Annotated in this window: 25 protein-coding genes; 1 reads left to right on the top strand and 24 read right to left on the bottom strand. The window is 53.5% G+C overall.

Translation table 11 applies throughout. The features are described 5' to 3' along the window. Positions 1-6: 6 nt before the first annotated feature. The 13 genes from fliF to D7Z26_RS09665 form a co-directional block, all read right to left on the bottom strand. A complete protein-coding gene (fliF, locus tag D7Z26_RS09725) occupies positions 7-1,578 on the bottom strand; it encodes a flagellar basal-body MS-ring/collar protein FliF (protein WP_120976219.1) in 1,572 nt (523 codons plus the stop codon). A gap of 86 nt (positions 1,579-1,664) precedes the next feature. Then, complete coding sequence (gene fliE, locus D7Z26_RS09720) at positions 1,665-1,967, bottom strand: flagellar hook-basal body complex protein FliE (protein ID WP_120976217.1); 303 nt, start codon at positions 1,965-1,967, stop codon at positions 1,665-1,667. 46 nt (positions 1,968-2,013) lie between these two features. Next, positions 2,014-2,457, bottom strand: a complete 444-nt coding sequence (gene flgC / locus D7Z26_RS09715) for a flagellar basal body rod protein FlgC (protein WP_120976215.1) — start codon at positions 2,455-2,457, stop codon at positions 2,014-2,016. 3 nt (positions 2,458-2,460) lie between these two features. Continuing rightward, the gene (gene flgB, locus D7Z26_RS09710; protein ID WP_120976213.1) at positions 2,461-2,874 is read right to left on the bottom strand and encodes a flagellar basal body rod protein FlgB; all 414 of its coding nucleotides are present in this window, start codon (positions 2,872-2,874) and stop codon (positions 2,461-2,463) included. A 293-nt stretch (positions 2,875-3,167) separates the two neighbouring features. Next, positions 3,168-3,938: a GTP-sensing pleiotropic transcriptional regulator CodY gene (codY, locus tag D7Z26_RS09705; RefSeq protein WP_120976211.1), complete on the bottom strand. Its 771-nt coding sequence runs from the start codon at positions 3,936-3,938 to the stop codon at positions 3,168-3,170. Between the two features lie 68 nt (positions 3,939-4,006). Further along, on the bottom strand, positions 4,007-5,395 hold the full coding sequence (gene hslU / locus D7Z26_RS09700; RefSeq protein WP_120976581.1) for an ATP-dependent protease ATPase subunit HslU: 1,389 nt from the start codon (positions 5,393-5,395) through the stop codon (positions 4,007-4,009). 32 nt (positions 5,396-5,427) lie between these two features. Then, positions 5,428-5,973, bottom strand: a complete 546-nt coding sequence (gene hslV, locus D7Z26_RS09695; protein WP_120976209.1) for an ATP-dependent protease subunit HslV — start codon at positions 5,971-5,973, stop codon at positions 5,428-5,430. Positions 5,974-6,054: 81 nt separating this feature from the next. Beyond that, on the bottom strand, positions 6,055-7,386 hold the full coding sequence (gene trmFO, locus D7Z26_RS09690) for an FADH(2)-oxidizing methylenetetrahydrofolate--tRNA-(uracil(54)-C(5))-methyltransferase TrmFO (RefSeq protein ID WP_120976207.1): 1,332 nt from the start codon (positions 7,384-7,386) through the stop codon (positions 6,055-6,057). A gap of 32 nt (positions 7,387-7,418) precedes the next feature. Beyond that, on the bottom strand, positions 7,419-9,515 hold the full coding sequence (topA, locus tag D7Z26_RS09685) for a type I DNA topoisomerase (protein ID WP_120976579.1): 2,097 nt from the start codon (positions 9,513-9,515) through the stop codon (positions 7,419-7,421). Between the two features lie 58 nt (positions 9,516-9,573). Continuing rightward, positions 9,574-10,779, bottom strand: coding sequence for a DNA-processing protein DprA (gene dprA / locus D7Z26_RS09680; RefSeq protein ID WP_120976205.1), 1,206 nt, complete (start codon positions 10,777-10,779; stop codon positions 9,574-9,576). 173 nt (positions 10,780-10,952) lie between these two features. After that, positions 10,953-11,879, bottom strand: coding sequence for a succinate--CoA ligase subunit alpha (gene sucD, locus D7Z26_RS09675; protein WP_120976203.1), 927 nt, complete (start codon positions 11,877-11,879; stop codon positions 10,953-10,955). A 32-nt stretch (positions 11,880-11,911) separates the two neighbouring features. Continuing rightward, positions 11,912-13,072 (bottom strand): ADP-forming succinate--CoA ligase subunit beta, encoded by a 1,161-nt coding sequence (gene sucC, locus D7Z26_RS09670; protein ID WP_120976201.1) that lies wholly within the window; start codon positions 13,070-13,072, stop codon positions 11,912-11,914. 311 nt (positions 13,073-13,383) lie between these two features. Beyond that, complete coding sequence (locus D7Z26_RS09665; RefSeq protein WP_120976199.1) at positions 13,384-13,953, bottom strand: hypothetical protein; 570 nt, start codon at positions 13,951-13,953, stop codon at positions 13,384-13,386. Between the two features lie 180 nt (positions 13,954-14,133). Here D7Z26_RS09665 and D7Z26_RS09660 point away from each other — a divergent pair, with 180 nt between their 5' ends. Continuing rightward, positions 14,134-15,696: a YifB family Mg chelatase-like AAA ATPase gene (locus D7Z26_RS09660; protein ID WP_120976197.1), complete on the top strand. Its 1,563-nt coding sequence runs from the start codon at positions 14,134-14,136 to the stop codon at positions 15,694-15,696. Positions 15,697-15,713: 17 nt separating this feature from the next. On the opposite strand, the gene D7Z26_RS09655 is transcribed toward D7Z26_RS09660, so the two are convergent. From D7Z26_RS09655 to rplS, 11 genes are all read right to left on the bottom strand, one after another. Further along, positions 15,714-16,460 carry a GTP pyrophosphokinase gene (locus D7Z26_RS09655; protein WP_120976196.1) on the bottom strand — a complete coding sequence of 249 codons (747 nt, stop codon included), beginning with the start codon at positions 16,458-16,460 and terminating at the stop codon, positions 15,714-15,716. A 48-nt stretch (positions 16,461-16,508) separates the two neighbouring features. Then, positions 16,509-17,375 (bottom strand): protease modulator HflC, encoded by an 867-nt coding sequence (gene hflC / locus D7Z26_RS09650; RefSeq protein ID WP_120976193.1) that lies wholly within the window; start codon positions 17,373-17,375, stop codon positions 16,509-16,511. Beyond that, the gene (hflK, locus tag D7Z26_RS09645; RefSeq protein ID WP_120976191.1) at positions 17,372-18,418 is read right to left on the bottom strand and encodes an FtsH protease activity modulator HflK; all 1,047 of its coding nucleotides are present in this window, start codon (positions 18,416-18,418) and stop codon (positions 17,372-17,374) included. Before hflK ends, hflC begins: the two co-directional genes overlap by 4 nt. A 391-nt stretch (positions 18,419-18,809) precedes the next feature. Next, positions 18,810-19,211, bottom strand: a complete 402-nt coding sequence (locus D7Z26_RS09640) for a YraN family protein (RefSeq protein ID WP_233566745.1) — start codon at positions 19,209-19,211, stop codon at positions 18,810-18,812. Between the two features lie 25 nt (positions 19,212-19,236). Continuing rightward, entirely contained in the window at positions 19,237-19,548 is a 312-nt protein-coding gene (locus tag D7Z26_RS09635; protein WP_120976189.1) for an EscU/YscU/HrcU family type III secretion system export apparatus switch protein, read from the bottom strand. Beyond that, entirely contained in the window at positions 19,545-21,416 is a 1,872-nt protein-coding gene (locus D7Z26_RS09630; protein WP_120976187.1) for a hypothetical protein, read from the bottom strand. The genes D7Z26_RS09635 and D7Z26_RS09630 overlap by 4 nt, the downstream gene beginning before the upstream one ends. An 83-nt stretch (positions 21,417-21,499) precedes the next feature. Next, the gene (locus D7Z26_RS09625) at positions 21,500-22,153 is read right to left on the bottom strand and encodes a ribonuclease HII (RefSeq protein ID WP_120976185.1); all 654 of its coding nucleotides are present in this window, start codon (positions 22,151-22,153) and stop codon (positions 21,500-21,502) included. A gap of 83 nt (positions 22,154-22,236) precedes the next feature. Then, the gene (locus D7Z26_RS09620; protein ID WP_120976183.1) at positions 22,237-22,758 is read right to left on the bottom strand and encodes a thiol-disulfide oxidoreductase DCC family protein; all 522 of its coding nucleotides are present in this window, start codon (positions 22,756-22,758) and stop codon (positions 22,237-22,239) included. A gap of 143 nt (positions 22,759-22,901) precedes the next feature. Then, positions 22,902-23,768 (bottom strand): ribosome biogenesis GTPase YlqF, encoded by an 867-nt coding sequence (ylqF, locus tag D7Z26_RS09615; RefSeq protein ID WP_120976180.1) that lies wholly within the window; start codon positions 23,766-23,768, stop codon positions 22,902-22,904. Between the two features lie 57 nt (positions 23,769-23,825). Next, the gene (gene lepB, locus D7Z26_RS09610) at positions 23,826-24,548 is read right to left on the bottom strand and encodes a signal peptidase I (RefSeq protein WP_120976179.1); all 723 of its coding nucleotides are present in this window, start codon (positions 24,546-24,548) and stop codon (positions 23,826-23,828) included. A 78-nt stretch (positions 24,549-24,626) separates the two neighbouring features. Further along, on the bottom strand, positions 24,627-24,971 hold the full coding sequence (gene rplS / locus D7Z26_RS09605; protein WP_115990952.1) for a 50S ribosomal protein L19: 345 nt from the start codon (positions 24,969-24,971) through the stop codon (positions 24,627-24,629). Positions 24,972-25,131: the final 160 nt, after the last annotated feature.

The raw sequence follows: 25,131 nt of genomic DNA, 5'->3' as shown, positions 1-25,131 counted from the left end.
CCACCTCTATTCATCCACTAGCCAAGTCCGGAGAAGATTGACGAATTCGTCCGGCTTGCGTTTGGCCAAGCTTTCCAACTGCTTGCGCACTTGACTCTCGTTCGCGACGTTGTCGATATCGATCGTCGGCAATTCCGCTTTCGGCATGGCTTCCAGCTCCGCGGCTTCGCGCGCTGCTTTCCGTCTGCGATATACGTAGTATCCGCCTCCGCCGAGCAATGCCAACGCGAGCAGGCCGGCTCCGGCGAGCAAGAAGGAGGAATTAGATGCGCCACCGCTCGTCCCCGCGTTCGCGGTGAACGACTGGGATATTACCGATACTCTTTTGTTCAATTCGTCGTCGGACAAATCCAATCCCGATTGGGAAAGCAACACTCTTGCGCTGCTGAGGAGCACGCCTTTGATTTCCGTCAGCTTCTCGGGAGTCATGTTCGAAGAATCCAAACCGACATTGATCGAAATGTCCTTCACTTTGTAAGGTCCGTAGTCGATATTATTAGTAATGCGGTTTACTTCCAAATTCACGGTGCTGGATACTTTCTCCGACGAGGAAGCTCCGGAGCTTCCACCGCCCGGATAGTTGGCGATGTCCGTGGAGCCCGTTCCGGCGACTCCGCTAGTCTGGCCGTCTTGGCCCGTGTAGGTTTCGCTGGAATCTTGCCTGCTGATCTCGATCCCTTTGTTGTCGTTATCCGGCAAAGGCTGCACGAGGTTTTCCGTCGATTGCTTCTTATCGAAGTTCAACGAAGAAACGACGCTAACGACCATGTTGTCCATGCCGACGATCGGACTCAAGAAGTTCGCGATGTTTTTCTTCAGCGTGTTCTCTACGTCCGTCTGGATCGCGATTTGATTCTCGTACACTCCGCCGAGCGATTGCGAGCCGCCGCTCATTTTTGCCGACGGCGTCAAGTCTCCCGTGCTGCTGCTGATCGTAACATCTTCGACAGCGAGCTTAGGAACCGCGGACTTTACGAGATTATAGTAGCTATCGATTTCTTCCTGCTTCGGCCGGAAACCCGGCTTAAAGGTAATCACGACAGCCGCGTTCGCTTTGCTTTTATCGGAATCGTTCAGGAAGACGGTGTCTTCCGGCAACGTAACGATCGCTTTCACCCGCGATATCCCCTGCTTGCTCATCAGCAATTGCTGAACCTCTCCGTTCAAAGCGTTCAAATACTTAACCTTGAACTCCTGGTCCGTAATGCCGATCGATGATGAGGATTCGCTCATCTTCGCGAAGCTTCCGACCGATCCGCTTAAAATCAAGCCCTGCGAACCGATAGCCACCTTCACTTTTGTCGCGGACGCGCTCGGTACCGAGATGCTTTGCCCGCTGTCGCCTAGCTTGTAGCTAATTCCGTTTCCGTCCAAATATTCCATGATCGCCGCCGCATCGGTAGTATCCAAGTTCTGGAATGCCAATTCGTACTGCGTCCGGGTAAACAAGTAAGTAAATAAAATAATCGCAAATAACAGTAAGGCCGCTGTTGAAGCGAGAACCCACTTTTGCATTTTGCTGTACTGGTTCCAGAAACCTTCCAGTTTCCCACGAACCTGCGCCCACTTCTCGTTCACGATTTCACCTCACCTGCGGTTGCACAACGGTGAAGCGATAAAGCATCGCTTCGTGCCGTTGCGTTTTGCTTCAACGCTTTACCTATCTAGATTTGCGTACGCATGATTTCCTGATAAGCCTCGATAACCTTGTTTCTGATTTGAGCCGTCAAATTCAAACTCAGCTCGGCTTGTTGCGTAGCAATCATGACTTTATTCTCGTCGACTTCGCCGATCAGGAATTGATCGGTCACCGTATGTACGTTTTGTTCCTGCGCGGCCACGCTATCGATGGCATTTTTCAGGAAGGACGCAAAACTCTCCGTGGCTTCCGCCGGAGTCGTCTTTGTTTGAGCTCCGTTAATTGGGGGTACTAACCCTATAGGTGAGATAGATGGAATATTGATCATCCGTTGTTCCTCGCTTTCATGCTAAATTAGGTCCGCCAATAATGTCTTAGCGGCCCATTTCAAGAGCTTTCATGAACATCGCTTTCCTTGCGTTCAGCGCCGTTACGTTAGCTTCGTAAGAACGGGAAGCCGCCAATAAGTCTACTTGTTCTTTCAGCATATCAACGTTGGGCATATAAACCATTCCGTTGGCGTCCGCATCGGGATGCGTCGGATTATAAACTTGTTTAAATGGAGTCGAATCTTCTTTGATCTGAGTAATCTGTACGCCCTGCGCGGACGATCCGTTTAACTTCTCCGCGAATACGTCTTGAAATTTCGGCTGAACCGCTCCCATAACGACCATCTTGCGACGGTATGGCACGGCTTGGCCGTTCACCACGCCCGCGCGCGTCGTTTCGGCGTTGGCGATGTTCGCCGAGATAACATCCATTCTAAGGCGCTGCGCCGTTAATGCCGAAGCGCTAATATCGAACCCTCCGAGCTTCATCCGTTACGCGCCCCCTTTAATTCCGATGTTCATCATTTTGACTTGATGGCTGAATTGCTGAGCCAACAAGTTATACCGAAGCTGATTTTCCGCTAACAGGGACATCTCTTTATCGATGTCTACGTTATTCCGATCATTGTTGATCGATGTGGATTCGTCAATGATCACCTGCGGCGTAGGCGAAGGATAGGAGGAATTAATCGGAATATGGCGCGAATTCGTCATTTTACCTGCCAGAACCGGGGTGCCGTTAGTTCCGATCGCTTGCGACAAGTATTCTTCGAATGCGACGTCCGACCTTTTGAAATACGGGGTATCTACGTTCGCGATATTGTTGGATAGAACGCGTTGTCTTAACGAAGCGGCGTTTATTGCGCTTTCCAGGCGTTGAAATGCTGCGCCACCTAATACTTGCATATTATGGGTCTCTCCTCGCCGACATGAAGTTTTCGTCAGTTCATCTCCGAAATTATTCCACGTTAAAGTCTCATATTCCTGCTTGATACGACATAAATTTACGCGTTTCTACAAATTAAACTGCGCGGTACGACAAATTAAACTGCGCGGTACGACAAATTAAACTGCGCGGTACGACAAATTAAAATTTTCTAAGAACATCATCTACGACATACGGTGTTGTGACAATAAGAAAAAAGCCCTAATCTTTTCAAGAAAGATTGGGCTTTTATGACAATATACCGAAGACTCATTTAGTTTCTGCGGTGCTCCAGCTCGATCAATAACTGGCCGTTCAGGATCCGAATATACGTCCCTTTCATGCCCAGCGATCGCGTTTCGATGACGCCGGCGCTCTCGAGTTTCCGCAACGCATTTACGATGACAGACCTAGTGATGCCTGCCCTGTCCGCAATCTTGGAAGCAACGAGCAAGCCTTCCTTGCCTTCCAGTTCCTCGAATATTTGCTCAACGGCTTCCATTTCGCTGAACGACAATGAATTGACGGCCACGGATACGATCGCCTTGCTTCTCGCTTCCGTCTCCCTCTCTTCGGCTCTTTCCCGCAGAATCTCCATTCCTATTATCGTAGACCCATATTCGGCTAAAATCAGGTCGTCATCCCCGAAAGATTGATTTTCTCTGGATAGGACTAAAGTCCCTAATCTGTCTCCTCCGCCGATGATGGGAACGATCGTCACAATTTCGCCATTAAAAGCAGCTTCGACGGGGATTAAAATTTCCTCATCCGAGGATACGTTCGCGGCCGTTTCCGTTATGCGCAGGAGGCGATCGTTCGTCTCTGACGGGAACCTGAGCTCGTCGGACGGTTCCTTGCGCAACCACGTCTCGGGAAACCCGGACGCGTGCGCGGAACCGAGCACTTTCCCCCTGCGACTAAGCACGAACACGTTTCCACGCATCGTTTCCCGCAATCCTTCCGCCATTTCGCGGAAATTAAGCGGTTTGCCCGCCGCTTCCTGAAGCAATTTATTGAGCGTACGGGTTTTCGTCAACAATGTCATGATATTTACTTCCCCCTATTGCAACAAACGACAAGCAAGCTTCTCCGCCTTTCGGCGGGATACTTCCATTATAGAATATATTGACTCAAATCGCGATTGCTGGCAATGCTCGCCAGTTTTTCCCGCACGTACTCCGGAGTGATCAGCATCTCTTCCAACTGCAGCTCGGGCGCTTCGAAGCTCAGATCCTCCAGCAGCTTCTCCAAGAGCGTGTGCAGCCTGCGGGCACCAATATTCTCGGTATTATGGTTGACCTCTTGAGCCATTCTCGCAAGCTCGGAGATGGCCGCTTCCGTGAAGGTAACGGCAATGCCTTCCGTTTGCAGAAGCGCGGTGTATTGCTTGGTAAGCGCGTTCTCCGGCTCGGTAAGGATGCGCACGAAATCTTCGTCCGTCAAGCTGCTCAGTTCGACGCGAATCGGGAACCGGCCCTGAAGCTCCGGAATGAGATCAGAAGGCTTGGCGATGTGGAAGGCTCCTGCGGCAACGAACAACACGTAATCCGTCTTCACCGGACCGTATTTGGTCATGATCGTCGAACCTTCGACGATCGGGAGTATATCTCGTTGAACCCCTTCGCGCGACACGTCGGGTCCTTGGCCTCTTCCGCTGCTGGCGATCTTGTCGATCTCGTCGATAAAAATAATGCCGGATTGCTCCGCGCGACGCACCGACTCGGAAATGACGTCGTCCATGTCGATCAGTTTGTTCGCTTCTTCGACGATCAGCACCTTACGGGCTTCTTTCACCGTCAGACGGCGCTTCTTGCGGCGCTTCGGAAGAAATTGGCCAAGCATCTCCTGCATGTTGCCCATCTGATCTTGACCGGGGCCACCAAGCATATCCAACATGTTCGGACTGTTGTCTTCCACGTCGATCTCGATCGTTTCGTTTTCCAGTTGACCCGCGTCCAGCTTCGCCTTCGTGTCTTTTCGTTTATCGTTCAAGCTAGGATCGACTGGCTCCGGTTCGTCGCTCGGCGTGGTCATGCCTCCGAACAACATTTCCAACGGATTTTTCTGCGACTTCGGTTTGGCCGGGGAGGGCACGAGCAGGGCGGCCAGACGTTCGTTCGCGGCTTTCTCGGCCTTGTCCTTCACTTTCTCCGTGCGTTCTTCCTTAACCATCCGAATCGAGGTCTCGACTAAATCGCGGACCATGGATTCGACATCCCGGCCGACATAGCCGACTTCGGTGAATTTGGTCGCTTCGACTTTAATGAAAGGCGCGTGCACCAGCTTCGCCAGCCGGCGCGCGATCTCCGTTTTCCCGACGCCGGTAGGTCCGATCATCAATATATTTTTCGGTACGATCTCGTCTCGGATTTCTTCCGGCAATCGGCTGCGACGATAACGATTGCGCAAGGCGACGGCAACGGAACGTTTGGCTGGTTTCTGACCGACAATGTATTTATCCAACTCCGCCACGATCTGACGGGGCGTCAACGAATCGTTCATGCGACCCTCTCCCTTGAACTTATCGAATAGTATCATCCTATTTCCTCGACTATGATATTGTTATTCGTGAAGACGCAAATCTCCGCCGCGGTCTCCAGCGCCGCCCGCGCGATCTGATTCGCTTCCATTCCGGGCGCGTGGCGTTTCAGGGCTCTGGCAGCGGCGAGCGCGAAGCTTCCGCCCGATCCGATCGCAAGGATCCCGTCATCCGGCTCGATGACTTCTCCGTTGCCGGACAATAAGAGCATCCCCGTAGCGTCTACGACGATCATCATCGCTTCCAGCCGGCGAAGCACCCGATCGGAGCGCCAATCCTTCGCAAGCTCGACTGCCGCGCGCTGCAGGTTGCCATGATGCTCTTCAAGCTTGCCTTCGAATTTCTCGAATAGCGTAATCGCGTCGGCAACCGACCCGGCGAATCCCGCCACCACTTGGTTGCGATAAAGCCTGCGCACTTTTTTGGCGGTATTTTTCATGACCATGCTATTCCCGAACGTGACTTGGCCATCGCCTGCGATCGCGCCTTTGCCGTTATGGCGTACCGCGCATATCGTCGTCGCGTGAAAACTCATATCCATGGATGTATCCTCCCCGTACGATTGTTGGTAAAGTCGCAAAAGCAGCGGCTAATGACTTATACGCAGCCGCTGCTCGATCGGTTACAAACTCGAACTTTGTTTCAATTCCTCGCTTAACGCGTCGATACTCTCGAGAGCTCTGGCCGCGATGGCATCGTTCTTTTCCTTCTTGCTTCTTACTCGATGCCCCAGCGGCGGGAATAACCCGAAATTCGCGTTCATCGGCTGGAAATGCTTAAAGTCCGCGGTCGTAATGTAATGGGCCATGCTTCCTAATGTCGTATGCTCGGGCAAAACAAGCGGCTCCAGTCCTTTGACTAGTCTTCCCGCGTTCAATCCGGATATCAAGCCCGAAGCGGCCGATTCCACATAGCCCTCCACGCCCGTCATCTGGCCCGCGAAGAACAGGGTCTCGCGGTCCCGGAACTGATAAGTCGGATGCAACAGCTTCGGCGAATTGATGAACGTATTGCGATGCATGACGCCGTATCGGACGAATTCCGCGTTCTCGAGCCCCGGGATGAGCGAGAATACCCGTTTCTGCTCTCCCCATTTGAGGTGAGTTTGGAAGCCGACCAAATTATACAACGTTCCCGCGGCGTTATCTTGCCGCAACTGGATAACCGCGTGGGATTTCGTTCCCGTTCGCGGGTCGACAAGTCCGACCGGCTTCATCGGACCGAATAGCATCGTTTGTTTGCCGCGCTTCGCCATCACTTCGATCGGCATGCAGCCCTCGAAGTACATATCCTTCTCGAAGTCTTTGACCGCCGCGGTTTCCGCCGTTACGAGCGCATCGTAAAAGACGTCGTACTCGGCTTCCGTCATCGGGCAATTCAAATACGCGGCCTCGCCTTTATCGTACCGGGAAGCCAAAAATACTTTGTCGAGGTCGATCGAGTCTTTCTCGATGATCGGCGCCGCCGCATCGAAGAAATAAAAATACTCTTCTCCCATCAATCGCTTAATGCTCTCGGAAAGCTCGGGAGAGGTCAGAGGGCCGGTCGCGATCACGACGACGCCATCCTTCGGAATCTCGGAAACCTCTTCGTTCACGACCGTGATCAGCGGATGCTCGCGCAACCGTTTGGTCACCTCGGCGGAGAAACCGTCGCGATCGACCGCGAGCGCTCCTCCGGCGGGAACGGCATGTTGATCGGCGCAGGAAAGGATTAACGAATCCAGCCTGCGCATTTCTTCTTTCAGCACGCCTACGGCGTTCGCGAGTCCATTCGCTCTTAAGCTGTTGCTGCAAACCAATTCCGCGAATTCCGCGGTATGGTGGGCCGGCGTACTTTTGACGGGGCGCATCTCGTATAAAGTGACGGGCACGCCTTGCTTGGCGATTTGCCACGCGGCTTCGCTCCCGGCCAAACCTGCGCCGATGACCGTCACGGATTGAACTTCATTCAAAGCGATAAACCTCCTAAGCTGTCATAACCTTTTTATTCCGCTGCTTCTTCCGCTTCCTCCGCGCTTTCGGAATGATCGCATGCCGTGCAATGAAGCTGAACTTCGCCCTTTACTCGTTTCTCGACCATTAAGCCTCCGCAGCTAGGGCATGGTTTCGATACCGGCTTATCCCACGAGACGTAATCGCACTCGGGATAGAGGTTGCAGCCATAGAAAATTCTGCCTTTTTTGCTTCGTCTCTCGACGATAACCCCTTTGGCGCATTTCGGGCAACCGACTCCCGTATCCTTGATAATCGGCTTCGTATTCCGGCAGTTCGGGAACCCCGAGCAGGCCAAGAATTTGCCGAAGCGTCCCATTTTGTACACCATTGGGCTTCCGCATTTATCGCAAATCTCATCGGACGGTTCGTCCTTGATTTCGATTTCCTTCATTTCTTCCTCGGCGAAATTCAAACGAACCTCGAACGATTTGTAGAAGTCACCGATAACGTTAACCCAATCCTGGGTTCCTTCTTCCACGTGGTCCAAGTCGCCTTCCATGTTGGCGGTGAACTCCGCGTCGAGAATCTCCGGGAAAAATTCCTCCATCAATTGGATGACGAGCTCGCCCAATTCGGTCGGGATGAATTTCTTCTCTTCCATGGCGACGTAATTGCGCTTCTGAATCGTTTCCAGCGTCGGCGCGTACGTGCTCGGACGGCCGATCCCCTGTTCTTCCAGCGTTCTTACCAACCTTGCTTCCGTATAACGGGGAGGCGGCTGCGTGAAATGCTGCTTCGGATCGATCTGCGTGGAGTTCACGCCTTCTCCGGTCGCAAGCGCCGGAAGCAAGCGGTCTTCATCCGTCGTACCGTCATCGTTGCCTTCCACGTACACTTTCATGAAGCCGGGAAACTTCAGCTTGGAGCCGTTCGCGCGGAACACGACCGGACCGTTGCTCATATCCACGGTCATCGTATCGAGTACTGCGGAGGACATCTGGCTGGCGACGAAACGCTCCCAGATGAGCTTATACAAACGGAGCTGATCCTTCGAGGTGAACGCTTTGACGGATTCCGGATCCCGCAACACCGAGGTCGGACGGATCGCTTCATGCGCGTCTTGGGCTCCGGCGCTCTTTTTCTTATATTCGCGGGGAGTTTCCGGATAAAACGTACTCCCGTATTTGCCTTCGATGAATTCCTTCGCTTCTTCTTGAGCGATGGGAGAAATGCGCGTGGAGTCCGTACGCATGTAAGTGATAAGACCGACGGTGCCCTCTTTGCCGAGATCGACGCCCTCATACAGTTGCTGAGCGATCTGCATCGTCTTGGAAGCGCGGAAATTCAGCTTGCGCGCCGCTTCCTGTTGCAAAGAGCTCGTAATAAACGGAGGAGACGGATTGCGTTGCCGCTCCTTCTCTTTCACGTCGCCTACGACGAACGAATCTCCGCCCATTAAGGCCAATACTTCCTTAACCTCGGCTTCGCTCGTCAGCTCTTTTTTCTCGCCGTTAACCGAATGGAACTTCGCCTCGAAGACGTTTTTCCCCTTCAGCAGATGGGCGGTAATGCTCCAGTATTCTTCTGGCACGAAAGCGTTAATCTCGTTCTCGCGATCGTAGATCAGTTTGACCGCGACCGATTGCACGCGACCCGCGCTTAATCCTTTTTTGACTTTCTTCCATAATAATGGACTGATCTTGTAACCTACCAGACGGTCGAGAACCCGCCTAGCTTGCTGGGCGTTCACCAGATCCATATCGATAGGGCGAGGATTCTTGAAAGCATCCTTCACCGCTTGTTTCGTGATTTCGTTAAAAACGACGCGGCAAGCGTCTTTCTCGTCTATTTCCAAATAATGCGCCAAATGCCACGCGATCGCTTCTCCTTCGCGGTCCGGGTCAGCCGCGAGATATACTTTTTTAACTTTTTTGCTGGCGTCCCTAAGTTCCTTAAGAACGCTCCCCTTGCCGCGGATCGTGATGTATTTCGGCTGGAAATCGTTCTCCACCTCTACGCCGATCTGACTCTTGGGCAAATCGCGTATGTGCCCCATGGACGCTTTGACGATAAATTTACTTCCCAAATATTTTCCGATCGTCTTGGCTTTTGCCGGTGATTCTACGATTACGAGTGAATCCGCCACGTCCATTCCTCCTCTCCTACGGTCGACAAGTCCTACTGTCTATTCGCATATGTCTTCATTAAAGGACATGATATACAGAACCGGGTTGTTGATGAATCCGTCTTTTTATTAGTAAAGATAGCAGAACGGAGTGTAAATGTCCAAACGTCATCCCGGATTGTACCGCAAGGTCGTCGATAGAACAAGGCTGTTCAAGTAAAATCTCGTAGATCGCGAGCTCCTCGCCGGTCAGCGGATCCGGCTCGCCCGACCTCTTGGAATTGCTCGGATCATCAGGTTCGGCGCTTGATTGGAAGGGGAGCCGGTACTTATACATCTCGAAAATATCGGTCTCGTCCAAAACCGGATGCGCTCCCTTTCTAAAATATTCGAGCGCTCCCAAGCTTCGCGGAGACGTTGCCTGTCCGGGTACGACGAAGATATCGCGGTCGTACCCGAGCGCAAGATCGGCCGTTATCAACGCGCCGCTGCGTCGGGCGGCTTCCACGACGATGACGCCATAGCTTAGCCCGGCGATAATTCGATTCCGCAATGGGAACAGTCCGGGCCTCAAGACCGTATCCGGCGGGCTTTCCGATAGAATAAGGCCATTTTCGGAAATATCCCGGTACAACGCTTTGTTCTCCGGCGGGTAACAATAATCGACGCTTCCCGCCAGCACCGCTATCGTCCCGTATCGTCCGCGTACCGCGCCCGAATGAGCTGCGGCATCAATGCCTCTCGCCAAGCCGCTAACGACCGTCATGCGTCTCGAGCACCCCTTAGCGACGTCTTCCGCCATCTTTCGTCCGTATCCCGTCGCCAGTCTAGTGCCGACGATGGCGATTGCCGGATGATGCGCTAACCTTAAATCCCCCTTATAATAGAGCACCCATGGCGGATCCGAAATTTGTCGAAGCAACTCGGGATATTCGTCGTCCAAGTAAGTAACGATGCTCAGTCGGAGTGCCGCATGCCTTCGTTTTCTCCGATTTTCCGCCTCCTCGGTCAGATTGGCGACGATCGCGGCCGATTGCTTCGCGAACAAACCCATGTCCCTCCAATCCTGCGCCAGCAGGCGATTCGCGCGACTTAACGAGCCTTCGCCCCTCGTTGCGCCGTACAACAGGATCGTCGCGATCGATATTCTGCCCACGCCGTCCGTTTCGTGCAAAGCGATTAGCGCATCCCGTCCGATTCCCGTCAAACGCGCTTCCTCCAAGGAAACCGTCCTGACCGTTTCCTTCTGATGTTGGCCCGAGTCGCCGTCTTCGTACACTCCCATAATTAGATCTCTCCTCTTATTTCGTTCCGATAACCCGGCCGCGATGGGGGAAGATTAACGCAAAAAAGCCTCCCACTCCCTCGTTAGAGGGGGCAGAAGGCTGCTTGCCTTGCCGGTTCGTGACTTCCGATTCGACGGAATTCGCGCTTATCTTCTATGACTTTACTGTACCATTAAGCTTTGCATTTTTCCAGCATGCCTTTTTCTTCGAGCACGGAGATCAAAGTCGCGCCCATGTCGGAAGGCGTCGGAGCAACGCGAACGCCGCAAGCTTCCAGCACCGAAATTTTCTCGGCAGCCGTTCCTTTGCCGCCGGAGATGATCGCGCCGGCATGTCCCATCCGTTTGCCGGCAGGAGCCGTAGCACCGCCGATGAAACCGACGACAGGTTTCGTCATGTTCGCTTTGATCCATTCCGCCGCTTCTTCTTCCGCGGTTCCGCCGATTTCGCCGATCATGATGACCGCGTAAGTATCGGGATCTTCGTTGAACAGCTTAAGAATGTCGATGAACTCGGAGCCTTTGACCGGGTCTCCGCCGATACCGACCGCGGACGATTGGCCGATGCCGTTCGTCGTAAGCTGGTGAACCGCCTCGTAAGTAAGCGTCCCCGAACGGGATACGACGCCTACGTGGCCTTTTTTGTGGATATAACCCGGCATGATGCCGATTTTGATCTCGTCCGGAGTAATAACGCCGGGGCAGTTCGGTCCGATCAAACGCGTTTTCTTGCCTTCCATGAAGCGCTTGACTTTAACCATGTCGAGCACCGGAATGCCTTCTGTGATACAGATGACGAGATCAAGCTCGGCTTCTACCGCTTCCATGATGGAGTCGGCCGCGAATGGCGGAGCGACATAAATAACGGATGCGGTAGCGCCTGTAGCGGCAACCGCTTCTTTGACTGTATTGAAAATCGGCAACGTGACTTTCGTTCCGTTCTCCAGATCGAAATCGATCGTTTGGCCGCCTTTGCCCGGCGTTACGCCTCCGACCATTTGCGTGCCGTATTCCAAAGCACCTTTGGCATGGAAAGATCCCGTTGCGCCCGTGATGCCTTGGGTGATCACCTTGGTGTTCTTATCGATCAAAATACTCATGATTTATACACTCCCCGGTAGGTTCTCCCTAATCATTTCACGAGCGACACGATTTTTTGCGCGCCGTCCGACATCGAATCCGCAGCCACGATGTTCAGGCCGGATCCGTTCAATATTTCTTTGCCTAATGTCACGTTGGTGCCTTCCAGACGAACGACGAGAGGCTTGTCTAGACCAAGCTCGCGCGCTGCCGAAACGACGCCCTCCGCGATAATGTCGCACTTCATGATACCGCCGAAGATATTAACGAAAATCCCTTTGACGTTCACGTCGGAAAGGATGATCTTGAACGCTTCGGTAACTTTCTCCTTCGTTGCGCCGCCGCCGACGTCAAGGAAGTTAGCGGGCTCGCCGCCGAAATATTTGATGATATCCATCGTTGCCATCGCAAGGCCGGCGCCGTTAACCATGCAACCGATGTTGCCGTCGAGAGCGATGTAAGACAGATCGAATTTGGAAGCTTGAATTTCTTTCGCGTCTTCTTCGTCCAGGTCGCGCAGTTCCACGATGTCCTTATGACGGAACAAGGCGTTGGAGTCGAAGTTCAGCTTGGCATCGAGCGCCATAACGTCGCCGGAGCCCGTTACGACAAGCGGATTGATCTCCGCGATGGAGCAATCCTTTTCTTCGAAAGCTTTGTACAGAGCGAGCATAAACTTGACCGCTTTGTTGATCAGCTCGCCCGGAATCTTAATATCGTACGCCAATTGGCGGGCTTGGAATACTTGCAGTCCGACCGCAGGGTCTACGACGACTTTTACGATTTTCTCCGGGGAATGAGCGGCTACTTCTTCGATATCCATGCCGCCTTCTTCGGAGCCCATCATGACGACGCGTCCGGTTCCCCGGTCGACGACGACGCCGATGTAGTATTCTTTCTTGATGTCGCAGCCTTCTTCGATCAGCAGGCGTTTGATTTCTTTGCCTTCAGGACCGGTTTGGTGCGTGACCAATACTTTGCCGAGCAATTCTTTCGCGTAAGCCGCGACGTCGTCCACGCTCTTAGCGATTTTTACTCCGCCTGCTTTACCGCGTCCGCCCGCGTGGATTTGAGCTTTAACCACGGTAACCGAGCTTCCGAGTTCTTTCGCCGCGCTTACGGCTTCTTCGACGGTAAACGCCACTTTGCCGCGCGGCACGTTAACGCCATACTGCCTCAAGACTTCCTTGCCTTGATATTCATGAATATTCATGACCCTGGCATCCTCCCGTTGTGCGCATTAATATCGAGTGCGGCTGATCGCTTGTAGATAACCGGCGCAGCCGTCACAGGTGACTTTCTTTTAGCGATCGCTTCATCGCCCGTAGTTGTCACACAAACGAATTTATGTAACAAAACCTTCACTATTGTATCACTAAATGATTCAGGCTTCCTCTCTTTTTCATCAATTTATTAGTCTGATTTGGCAATGGTTTCATCTCAATTCGATATGGAAACAAGGCAAACACATATAGCTTTTGCTATTTGTCTCGTTTCTATCCCAACCCTGCCGATTAGATCCGATTATTGGAATAGCGTCGCATATCTTTGATCCAGCAACCAAATATTCGCTGCGCGTCCTTCGTCATCGAATATTGCCGAGCATATCATCGTGGACATCATTACTTCCGGAGTTTGCGCTTGTCCCGCCGGCATTTGATTTAACCAGTTACCGTTTTTCGAATCATAAATATAATCCAGATTATGCGGGCCCGATTCGATTGCGTGTTTACTCCCGTACAGCTTTTTCATTTCTTCCTTCGACATGCCGATTTTTGCGCCCCTCGCTGTAACGAAGACGTCCTTCGATTCGGGCTTGAAGACTAACCCCGCTACGGCGTCCTCACGATAATAGACGGATATGCCTGAATCGTAATCGAATGAATTCGGCATCCCGCCGGTTGTTCTGGAACCAAGCACCTTTTCAACCTCGGATTTCTTGTCGCCATAGCATATTGTTTTCTTATCGCTTTGTCTGATCGCGCACATGTCGTCTTTCGAAAAAAAATCCGACTTAAAAACGCTCCCCCCTGAGCATCCTGCCAAAGACATTACCGTTAATAAAGCGGGTACGATAATCCTCAACAATTTCATTCCGATTCCCCCTCGTCTAGCATAGGCTAATTTTTCCATTATACTATGGATGCCTATGAATGGGAGCCACTTGTGTTGACAACGCATTTCCCCGGAGCTATGATTTATTTAATCGAAAGACTTGGAGAGGAAGCACCTTTCCCGCGTGTTATTTCAACCTGCGGAGAGAGGTGCTTTTTCGTGTACGTCAAAATATTAAGCGCAAGCGTGTTAGGCATTGAAGGCCGTATGATCGAAGTGGAAGTGAATATTTGCTCTGGGCTTCCGCAAGTAGCCGTGGTCGGCTTACCCGACACCGCGGTGCGGGAATCCGTCGAACGCGTGCGGGCCGCGATCCAGAACGGCGGAATGAAGTTCCCGATGGACCGGATCACGATTAACTTGGCGCCCGCCGATCTTCGCAAGGAAGGCAGCGCCTTCGATCTCGCCATCGCCGCGGGGATCTTGTGCGCGAGCGGGCAAGTCGATCCGATGCTGCTCGAGGATACGCTGTTTATCGGAGAACTGTCGCTTAACGGCACGATAAGGAATGTCCCGGGCGTACTTCCGATGACCGAGTTGGCGAGGAGCACCGGCATTCGGCGCATCGTCGTGCCGCGAGCAGCCGTGGCCGAAGCTTCACTCCTGCCCGGAATCGAAGTATTCGGCATCTCGTCGCTCGTCGAATGGATTAACGGTTTCACCGACGATGATGATGCACCTTCCGATTCTCGGCAAGAAATCGGCAGACATTCACGTCGGATGAGTAAAAATCAGGCTAACGGCGCTCCGAACGAGGGAGAACTTGATCTTTCCGACGTCATCGGGCAGGAGAAGGGGAAACGCGCCCTGCTTATCGCGGCTAGCGGAATGCATAATTTGCTGTTCGTCGGGCCTCCCGGCACCGGCAAAACGATGCTATGCCGAAGGCTCCCCACGCTCATGCCTCCGCTAGACGACGAAGAAGCGCTCGCCGTCACGAAAATTTACAGCGTTTGCGGCAAGCTCGGCAATGCCCCTTCAGGCCTTATTCGCCACCGCGCTTTTCGGGCTCCCCACCACACGATATCGGCCGCCGGCCTCATCGGCGGAGGCTCGATTCCGAAACCCGGCGAGGTGACGCTGGCCCATCATGGCATTTTGTTCCTGGACGAGATGCCCGAATTTTCTCGGATTTGCTTGGAGGCGTTACGGCAACCGCTCGAGGATCGCGAGGTCACGATCGGACGTGCCAGGGGCGTCTGCCGGTTTCCTGCCCGCTTCATGCTTGCGGCATCGATGAACCCCTGTCCGTGCGGATATAACGGCGGCGGCCCGGGCGATCGTCCTTGCACGTGTACCCCTACCGCTATTACCAGGTACCGGGCGCGCATGTCCGGCCCGCTTGCCGATAGGTTGGATCTTCAAGTAGAGCTGCCTCGTCAGACGATCAAACCGGGATCGACGTCCGGAATGACGTCAGCGGAAGCTCGGCATATCGTCAAGTCCGCCGCCGATCGTCAAAAAGCCCGTTACGCCAAACACGGGTTACATTGGAACAGCCAGCTCCACGGTCCGCTGTTAAGCCGATACGCCAGATTGTCTTCGGACGCCGAGATGTTGCTCCAGCAAGTGTACGAGCAACTCGGACTCAGCTTCCGCGCCCATGATCGCATCTTGAAAATGTCCCGCACGATTGCGGATTTGGCGGACAGGGAAGCTATCCGCTCTGAGGATGTCGCGGAGGCGATCAGTTATCGGTTCTTGGATCAGGCCGCGGAATAAAAGGAAAAGCAAGGAAACTAGTCGTTTCCTTGCCCGATGTCGATATTGATCATTTCAAGAAGCCCGGCCGGAAGTTGGAACTCCTGGTTCCGAATGACGATACGCTTAGAGCCATCGTTTGCGCGTTCTTCGCCATCGCGGGTTTCCTTGATTTCGGCGATCTCGTTATGCAATCTTTCCATTTGCTTATCCAACGCCGCCGCCGAATCCGCCGCCCCCTTCAACTCTTGAAGCAGTCTCGGCGGAACGGACGCGTTGTACTTGTAAAATATTTTATGCTCGAGGCTTGCCCAGAAATCCATCGCGATCGTCCGGATTTGCACCTCTACGCATACTTGCTCCTGCCTATCGGACATATAAACGGGAACTTCCACGATCATGTGCAAGCTCTGGTAACCGTTGGGCTTAGGATTCTCGATGTAATCCTTCACTTCCACGATTGTAAGGTCCGACTGGCTGCGCAGCATCTCGCTAATCCGGTAAATGTCGGTGACGAACGAACAAGTGATCCTTAGGCCGGCGATATCCTTGATATGAGTCCTAATGCTCGAAAAAGAAATATCGCAGCCTTTGCGGTGAATTTTGGTCAAGATACTCTCGGGCGTCTTCAACCGGGATTTCGTATGCTCGATCGGGTTATAGTCGTGCAGGAATTGAAATTCTTCCTTAAGAATTTCTATTTTCGTCTCCAGAGAATCCAGCGCGAACTTGTACATCATCATAAAGCGGGTAATTTCATCCTTGAATCTTTTGAATTGTTCCATCGGAAGCGGTAGGTTGCTCAGAAAAAATCACCCTTATCATTGTCTTGTTTATTTACCGAGTAAAATGCTGGCGTACGGCGAATCGATCGGAAGCAAGATGACCGGCTCGTTGTTCAGCGTCGTAACGTAGCTTTGCAACGTACGATAAAATTTGTAAAATTCCGGGTTCTTGCCATAAGCCTCATTATAGATTTGCGCCGCTTGCTGCTCGCCTTGGGCGATTACTTTCTTCGCGTCGGCCTCGGCTTGAGCGAGCAATTCCGTGGCGGTGCGGTCGGCTTTGGACGTGATTTTGCGCGACTCCTCGTCGCCCTCCGACAAATAACGGGCAGCGATCGACTGCCGGTCCGAGATCATCCGGTTGTAGACGCTCTGCTTGTTTCCTTCCGGCAGATCGGTCCGTTTAATGCGTACGTCGATGACCTCTATGCCGTAGCTATCCCTAACCAGAGCATCCGCTACGTCCTTCGTGATCTCGTCGTTAATATTTCCTCGCTCGGTATTCTCGCTTATTATCGTATCATAATTGACCTCGGAAAGCTTGCGACGGACGGAGTTAAATACGGCTTCGTCGATCCGCTGCACTCCCGTGCTCACGGATTGCGCGGTTTTCAGGAAATTTTGCGGGTTCTTAATTCTCCATACCGTGTAATTATCCACGATGATCGGTTTCTTATCCTTCGTCAGTATCGTCGTTGGGTTGCTTTCGTACGTCATCTGGTATTTCGGCAGCTGGGAGGTACTCTCGATGAACGGGATTTTGAAATAAAGCCCCGGACTTTCCTCTACCCTTACCGCTTCGCCGAACTTTAGGACGACCTTAAATTCTCCTTCTTTCACGATAAACAAAGATCCGAACAAAAGTATAAGGAATACGATGGCGCCTACGGTGCCGTATATGAATTTTCTGCTCATGGATTGCTACCTCCTTGCGTCGTACCGGATCCGCTTGAGCCGGAAGCCGAACCCGAAGCGCTGCTTGAAGTTTGGCTCGAATTGCGCAACAGCTCGTTAATCGGCAAATATTTCACGGTGTCGCTTTTCGAATCCGAGATGAATATTTTCGCCTTAGGCAATATTTTCTCCAGCGTCTCCATGATCAAACGGCTTTCGGTTACTCCCGGATTTTTGGCGTATTCTGCGTAAATCGCGTTAAACTGCGCCACGTCCCCTTCCGCGTTCAGTATTCTGGACTTCTTTACGCCTTCCGCGTTTTCGAGCAATGCTTGCGCTTCGCCTCGGGCTTTCGGAATTTTATCGTTCTCGTATTTGTTCGCGTTGTTGATTTTCGTGTTTTTCTCTTCCCTGGCGTTCGTGACGTTACGAAACGCTTCTTCGACCTGTCCGCTCGGCGGTTCTATATCCTGGAACTTGATATCTATGATCTGCATGCCCGTTTGGTACTTCCCTTGCAACTCGATCAGAATTTCTCTGACTTTGTCCTGGATCTCGGTTTTCCCGTCCGTAATCGCATAATCAAGCTTCTCCGAACCGATGACGGAACGAATGGAAGAACTTGCTGCGTTGCGGAGGAATTGCTCCGGATTATCGATATTGTATAAGTACTGTTGGATGTTGCTTATTTTCCACTGGACGACGGCGTCCGCGGATACGATGTTCTCGTCTCCCGTAATCATCATCGCTTCTTCCTCGATCGGAGTGACGATATCTCCGTCTTGACGATAGCCTATGTAAATCCGTTGAGTCAGCTCGGCCGGCACGACAATGACTTGCTGAATCGGATACGGCCACTTGAAATGCAAACCCGCCGTCGACTCTCCCGTGTATTTGCCGAACGTCAGAATCGCCGCTCTTTCCTGTTCTTGCACAGTGTAAAAAGAAGAATACGCGATAATCGCGACGAACAAGGCCGCGACTCCGATGGCGATTTTCTTGAACAATCCAGGCGGTATGTCGATTTGGTTATTGCGTTGTTTCGGTATTTTGATCAGTTCCATTCCGGCTTGCGCCCCCTTTGAGGTCATTATGTTAACTTAACTCTTGTTACGCGTTCGGGGGCAATTTCGTTTCATAAATATTCCAGAGGCTGGTGGAGGTCCTTTGCGTTCGATAGGTAATTTTCTTTCGGAATTCGGCCCATAGCACGCTGTGAAGTGTACGTTTAAGTATTTCGATCTGGCTCAATGAATAGGGGTTAGAGGAAAATGGGTGGTACTTTTTAGTTGAGGACATAGAAAAATCGAGCGGTTAGTGGAAAGAGGGATAGTTATTTCGGTTGGATACGGGGAGTTTGGCTGATGTGCGGAACTGGAGTATGTAAATTTAGTTGGAGAATGTCGGGTAAATTTGTACTATGACGGAACGCAAGTGTTTTGGGTACACCTGTCTCTAAAAGGCTCCTTCAATGTGTTTAAGTTCCTGGACCGCGCCATCAAGCGCAAATGTGACGGCCACGACGTCGAAGCGAACCGATTGATGTTCGGCGCGACGCGATTTCAAGTAGATGGACGCGAGTTCGCGGACTTGGCGGCATTTGCGCGGGGTCATCGCTTCGAGCGCGGTGCCGAATCGGGTCGGATTCGTTCGCGAACGTACCTCAACAATAACTAGCGTCGCGCCGTCTTGGGCGATCAGGTCCAGTTCCCCGGAACGACAACGCCAATTACGCTCGATTAGAACGTATCCCAATTGCCGTAAATAGTCTGCCGCGGAATCTTCTCCCGCCCTGCCTACCTCGGCTCTCCGGCTCAGCGGAGACGAGGAGGCAGCTTGAAGTCGATCATCTTCCACAAGCGCTCGCCTCCTTCTCTAATCGCTATTTCAACGAGTCGCCCGGCAGCGTTCCCGCGCGACGATCCGAACGGTATACGAAGCTAAGAACTTCCGCTACCAACTGATACAACTCGGACGGGATTTCTTGATTAAGATCCAGCTTGGAGAGCACTTCGACGAGCGAGGAATCCTCCTGCATCGGAATCCCGTTCTCTTGCGCGCGCCGCATGATCTCGTCCGCAATGACTCCTTGTCCTTTAGCAATGACTGTCGGAGCCGAGCCTTGCTCCGGCTCGTACTTGAGCGCTACCGCTTTTTTGGGAATATGCCGTTTGTTATTGCTTGCTTCATTCATGCGCGATAGTCTACTCCCTTATACGGTTTGGCGGCATAAGCGCTTGCTACAGCGGCAGTCGCAGCGGTCTGGGCGCCTACGGTTTGCGCGGCCGCCGCGACCGAACCGAGCTTCCATTGCGGGAGCGGCGAAGCGGAAAGCGACAGGAGTTGGAAGCCCGCCGTCGACATACCCGATACCAGTTCGTCCCTCGCCTGTTCGATGAGATCCGACATACCCGGGAAGTCGCTAAGCAGCTTCAGGGAGACGATCCGGTCGACGACCTGCACGTCGACGAGCGTATCTCCGAGATTACGCATCCGAAGATCGAAGAGCAAATGGCAATTGTCGGTGTCCCATTCTCCTTTGCGGCTTCGGCGAGTCTGCACGTGCACGGTAGCCGTCGTCTCGCCGTCCGATCCCTTCATCGGGATGAACATCGTCATGTGACTGAACGGCGCCGGAGAATTCCGGTCCGAGGAGAGCAGAAGCTGTTGGCCGGTCACTTGATTGGCCAACGTTTGCGCCGCCTCCCGCAGTGCCGGGGGCGCTTCGTCATGCGACGCAAGGGCGAGCAACGCGCCCTTGAGCGTCTCCGCGGCCGCATGCCGCGCCTCCTGCCCGGCGGCCTCCGCCCCCCCGGGCGCCACCCCCGCGGCTCCGCCCGCGTCAAGCCCGGCGTTCCCGCCGGGCAACCGCGCCTCGGCGGCGTGCAGGAGCTGGCGCTCATGCCCGACGCCGAGCCATTGCAGGAAGCGGCCGATCCACGGCCCCGCTTCCTGCTTAACTGCCGCCGCCGGCTGAGCCCCGGCGGCGGTCTCTCCCGCGGCGCGGCGGCCATCCGCGGCCGCGCTCTCGGCAGCGACGGCGCGCGTAGCCGCCTTCGCCGCCTGCTCCGGCACCGCTGCAGCCAGTCCGGCTGCCGGCGGTGCCATGCCTTGCGCAGCCGCGCGAGGCGCGCTAGGCTGCGCCTCGGCCTTGCCAGCCGCCCCCTCGGTTGCGGCAGGCAACGTCCCTTCCGCCCGCGCGCCCTGTACAAGCTGGCTTACGGGCGGTGCTTGTTTCCCTGCCTCCGCCGGTTGCTTCGCGACCGCCTCGCCTGCCGTTTTATTCCCAGGAGCAACGCCGCTCCCTTCACCCTCATCGGGCACTTTCGCAAAGGCTGAAGCCGGCAACGACTGCGTTCCGGTCAATTCCGACTCGCCCTCGGCAACCAATGCCGCGCCTTGCGCGAGCAGGCTTTGCAGCTTCTGACCCAGAGCGGCGGCATCCTGCGAGGGAGCCTTCGCTCCTCCCAGCCAGCTATCTACCGCGGCGCGCAGATTTGCCAATTCCTCATGTATCGGCTGACCGAATAGCGCTTGTTTCAGCGACGACAGCGTCGTCTCCGTAGGCTTCAGTCCGCGCCGGAAAGCGACGTCCGCCGAGCTCGCCCAAGAGGCTGCGTCGACGCCGGCCGGCTTTAGCGCGGCCGCCGTTTGGAAAAACGACGCCGCTTCTTTTCCAATCGGATAGCCGTCCCTTTTTAATCCGCGCAACAGCTCCATGGACCATTTTTGCTCCGGCAGTCCGAACGACTTCAGTAAGTCCTTCGACAACGTCTCGTACGGCATCGCATCCGAAGCGTCCGGAAGAGGCTTCAGAGCCAAAAGACCTCCGTTTACGTTCGGCTGTACCTGAAGAAGCATGCTTTTCCCGACCGGCATGTCCGCTTCCAACTTGGCTTTTACTTGAACTCCGTTTATATTCACTATCGCTTCTTGGTTTTCCAAGAGCTCCATCAGCACGCCTCTAACGATCTGACCGATCCTTAGCTCCAGAGAACGCGCGTCCGTCGGCTGGGCGTCGCCCATCATCGCCCTTATCATCGGACCAATATTCATGCTCATTACGCATTCCCTCCCGCTCGAACCTTCTACCTTATGTATCGGCAAACCGATCGATCCCGTTGAATGATAAAGCCCTCATAATCTTAGAACAAGACTTGTTGCTCCGCGAAAAGATTACCGAGAAAACTTCTGCGATGATGCGGCGTCGGTCCTAGCTCCAGTAACGCCTCCCGGTGAACCTTCGTCGCGTAGCCTTTATGCCCCGCGATCCCGTATCCGGGATACAGCTTATCCCATACTTCCGCGCATAAGCGATCCCTCGTTACCTTGGCGATAATCGATGCCGCCGCGATCGATTGGCTTAAGCTATCGCCTTTAATGATCGCGGTTTGACCGATCGATAGATCGACCGATTCCGCATCGACAAGCAGATGCTCGGGACGTACCGTTAGTCCCTCGACCGCTTGCTTCATCGCTAACCGCGACGCTTGCCTAATATTGATTTCGTCGATAACCGATGCTTCGACGCGCGCCACCGACCACGCGATCGCTTCTTCCCGGATCTGATCGTACAGTCTGTCCCTTTTTTTCTCGCTGAGCTGCTTAGAATCGTTCACCTCTTCAAGCACTAATCCGACCGGCAAAATAACCGCCGCCGCCACGACATCCCCGAACAAGCAGCCTCTGCCGACCTCGTCCACGCCGGCGATTGCCGTCAAACCCCGCGACCAAAGGTCCGACTCATAAGCGAGCCGATTAATTTCTTTGACTTCTATGATTTCATTCGTTTCGTCCATTTCCGTCTTGCCTCCCAAATCCGATCCATTTCCCTATTTTCCGACATGGCAGAACTAATGCCAAGCTTTTTTCGCGATTTCCATTATTCGCCTTTCGCGGCTCCCCAAGAACCGTCGATAAAACGTCTGCGAATGTCCGGCGTCGGCAAAATACAACTGTCTTCCTTGCCGAACCAACGATAGCGGCGCTTCGCCACGAAGCCGTAAACCCCGTTCCTTAAGAAAGGAGGGACTACGATTAACGCATAAAGCAGCGGCCATAATCCGCCTAGTCTGCGTACGACTTTGAGCGCCGCGCTAGATTTCGTATAAAAACGCCCATTATCGATCATGACGAACGTATCCATGTTTTGCACGGCCATTCCGCCTTCTTGCAGCAGCCTTTGTCCAATATCCGATTGAAGCGAAGCAAAACGAAACTTCGCTTCGGGGTCGCGTGCGATGATGAATCTCGCGATGCCTTGGCACAAGTTGCACACCCCGTCGATCAACAATAACGCGGACTGCCCGGACAATTCTTTGGCCGTCAGGGCGTTTGGAGCGTACGAGCCGTCGGTTCGTTGTTTCTTTATCTCCGAATCCGCATCTCCGGTGCTCCTCGCCATACTCCTCAGCTCCGTTCGAATGCATTTCGTTTATACGTAACTTAACATATTTCCGGGCGCGGCAACACACAAAAACGACTCCCCGCGAATGTCTCCATCCGGGAAGCCGTTTCTTATTCCAACTGTAATGCTTTTTCTATTTTCTATGCTTCCGGACTTTCCAAAGTCATTCTGCCGAGCTTGCCGGAGCGCAAGTCCCTAAGCAGCAAAGTCGAGGCTTTATCGTAGTCGACGTGTCCGCCGCTCACGATACAGCCTCTTCGCCTTCCGATGCTTTCAAGTACGTCTACGGCCGCCTGCATATCGGGTAGTTCCTTCGGCAGTTCATCGAGCCCGTAACGTTCCTTCAACACCGGTCCGTAGTTCTCGACGAGCACCTTCAGGACGAAACAAGCGACCTCGTCGATGTGCAGAACGTCTTCCTTGATCGCGCCCGTTGCCGCAAGCCGGAAGCCGGCAATCGGATCGTCGAACTTCGGCCACAAGATGCCCGGCGTATCTAGAAGCTCTAGATCCCCTCCGAAGCGAATCCACTGCTGTCCCTTCGTCACGCCCGGACGGTCGCCGGTCAGCGCTATGCTTTTTCCGGCCAGCCTATTGATTAGAGTGGACTTGCCCACGTTCGGAATTCCGACGATTAGCGCGCGCATCGGGCGCGGCTTCATCCCTTTGCTGATTTGCTTTTGGATTTTTTCCTCCAGCAATTCCTTCGCTTTGTTGACCAAATCCTTGACACCGGTGCCCGCGTTCGCGTCGATCGCGTGAGTCGCAAGTCCCTTCGAACGGAAGTAACGAGCCCATTCCGCCGTCTTGTCCGGATCGGCCAAATCCGCTTTGTTCAGCAGCACTAGCCTTGGCTTCGAGCTGGTAATTTCGTCGACCATCGGATTTCGGCTCGATTGCGGAATTCGGGCATCGAGCAATTCGAACACGACGTCGATGAGCTTAAGCTTCTCTTCGATCTGTCGCTTCGCGCGGGTCATATGCCCGGGAAACCATTGAATCGTCATTTTCTTTCACCTCCAAAACAAACGCGAGGGGTTCCCCCCTCGCTCTCGCCGTTCCCGCTAATGTTTCACGAAGCTGAAGTTTTTGAGCGGCCAGAAGATCAGGTCCGCGCGACCGACGATCCGATCCTGCGGAATATAGCCGATCATGCGGCTGTCTTCGCTGTTCGAGCGGTTGTCGCCCATAACGAACACGGTACCTTCGGGTACGACCCCGTCCGGAAACTCGTTATTCGGGAAGAAGCCGTCGGGGCGATAATTGTATTTCTCGCCTTTGGCGTGAGCTTCCGCATAGGCGCCCTGCAAGTATTTTTCCTCGATCGCTTTTCCGTTTATGTATACCGTATCCTCTTCGACCTTCACGGTGTCGCCCGGCACGCCGATGACCCGTTTAATGAAATCGCGGCCTTCGTCCGGCACGTGGAATACGATAACCTCCCCGCGCTTCGGCGAGCGGATGTCGTACACGATTTTGTTGACGATGATGCGTTCGCGATTCCAGAAGTTCGGCTGCATAGAGGGTCCGTCCACGATAAACGGACTAACGAGAAACCACCGGATGACGAATACGAGTATGCCGGCGATCGCTAATGCTTTGATCCATTCCGTCACTTCGTTGCCGGAGCGTGACTTGCCCGGTTTCTTCGGTCCGTCCGAGCCCGGGGCTTCCGGTTGATCGGCTTGCGGGTTTCCGTTAGGCGAATTATCCAACTGGGCATCCGAAGCGAACTCCGAATGATCCGACGCCGATTCGTTGGGTAGGTTATTCCGATTTTGTTCCATTCGCGATCGCCTCTAGCTTTCTATTTAGAAATGCAAAAAGGAGAGCTTGAACGTTGCCAAGCCCTCCTCTGACGCCGATTATCGAATTTCTTTAATACGCGCTGCTTTACCGCGAAGGTTACGCAGGTAGTACAGTTTCGCGCGGCGAACTTTACCGCGACGAGCGACTTCGATTTTCTCAAGACGCGGGGAATGTACTGGGAAAGCACGTTCTACGCCGACGCCGTAAGAAATTTTGCGTACCGTGAATGTTTCGCTAATACCGCCGCCGCGACGTTTGATTACAACGCCTTCGAACAACTGTACGCGCTCACGGGAACCCTCGACGACTTTCACGTGTACTTTAAGCGTATCGCCCGGACGGAAGTTAGGAACGTCCTTGCGCAATTGCTCTTGTGTAATCGCTTGAATCAGGTTACTCATAGAGTTTTCACTCCTTCCATAACAGACGTTCGTACCCCGCTCCCCGAATGCTTTCACCCGGATCTTGGCGTGCAGAGGACCGTCCTACTTGTGTCGCACCGTTTGTCCTCTCCGAGCGGAGAAGAAAGACAAAACAACATTTGAAATTTTATCATATCCG

The sequence above is a fragment of the Cohnella endophytica genome (genome assembly GCF_003628305.1).
Classification (GTDB): domain Bacteria; phylum Bacillota; class Bacilli; order Paenibacillales; family Paenibacillaceae; genus Cohnella; species Cohnella endophytica.
The sequence above is the reverse complement of the archived record's forward strand: the minus strand, read 5'-3'. Positions and strand labels throughout refer to the sequence as shown.

Coding starts and splice junctions, on each gene's coding strand:
- fliE (WP_120976217.1), bottom strand. CDS start 1,967: ATGATCAATATTCCATCTATCTCACCTATAGGGTTAGTACCCCCAATT.
- flgC (WP_120976215.1), bottom strand. CDS start 2,457: ATGAAGCTCGGAGGGTTCGATATTAGCGCTTCGGCATTAACGGCGCAG.
- flgB (WP_120976213.1), bottom strand. CDS start 2,874: ATGCAAGTATTAGGTGGCGCAGCATTTCAACGCCTGGAAAGCGCAATA.
- codY (WP_120976211.1), bottom strand. CDS start 3,938: ATGACATTGTTGACGAAAACCCGTACGCTCAATAAATTGCTTCAGGAA.
- hslU (WP_120976581.1), bottom strand. CDS start 5,395: ATGAACGATTCGTTGACGCCCCGTCAGATCGTGGCGGAGTTGGATAAA.
- hslV (WP_120976209.1), bottom strand. CDS start 5,973: ATGGATATGAGTTTTCACGCGACGACGATATGCGCGGTACGCCATAAC.
- dprA (WP_120976205.1), bottom strand. CDS start 10,779: ATGGGAGTGTACGAAGACGGCGACTCGGGCCAACATCAGAAGGAAACG.
- sucD (WP_120976203.1), bottom strand. CDS start 11,879: ATGAGTATTTTGATCGATAAGAACACCAAGGTGATCACCCAAGGCATC.
- sucC (WP_120976201.1), bottom strand. CDS start 13,072: ATGAATATTCATGAATATCAAGGCAAGGAAGTCTTGAGGCAGTATGGC.
- D7Z26_RS09665 (WP_120976199.1), bottom strand. CDS start 13,953: ATGAAATTGTTGAGGATTATCGTACCCGCTTTATTAACGGTAATGTCT.
- D7Z26_RS09655 (WP_120976196.1), bottom strand. CDS start 16,460: ATGGAACAATTCAAAAGATTCAAGGATGAAATTACCCGCTTTATGATG.
- hflC (WP_120976193.1), bottom strand. CDS start 17,375: ATGAGCAGAAAATTCATATACGGCACCGTAGGCGCCATCGTATTCCTT.
- hflK (WP_120976191.1), bottom strand. CDS start 18,418: ATGGAACTGATCAAAATACCGAAACAACGCAATAACCAAATCGACATA.
- D7Z26_RS09635 (WP_120976189.1), bottom strand. CDS start 19,548: ATGAATGAAGCAAGCAATAACAAACGGCATATTCCCAAAAAAGCGGTA.
- D7Z26_RS09630 (WP_120976187.1), bottom strand. CDS start 21,416: ATGAGCATGAATATTGGTCCGATGATAAGGGCGATGATGGGCGACGCC.
- D7Z26_RS09625 (WP_120976185.1), bottom strand. CDS start 22,153: ATGGACGAAACGAATGAAATCATAGAAGTCAAAGAAATTAATCGGCTC.
- D7Z26_RS09620 (WP_120976183.1), bottom strand. CDS start 22,758: ATGGCGAGGAGCACCGGAGATGCGGATTCGGAGATAAAGAAACAACGA.
- ylqF (WP_120976180.1), bottom strand. CDS start 23,768: ATGACGATTCAATGGTTTCCCGGGCATATGACCCGCGCGAAGCGACAG.
- lepB (WP_120976179.1), bottom strand. CDS start 24,548: ATGGAACAAAATCGGAATAACCTACCCAACGAATCGGCGTCGGATCAT.
- rplS (WP_115990952.1), bottom strand. CDS start 24,971: ATGAGTAACCTGATTCAAGCGATTACACAAGAGCAATTGCGCAAGGAC.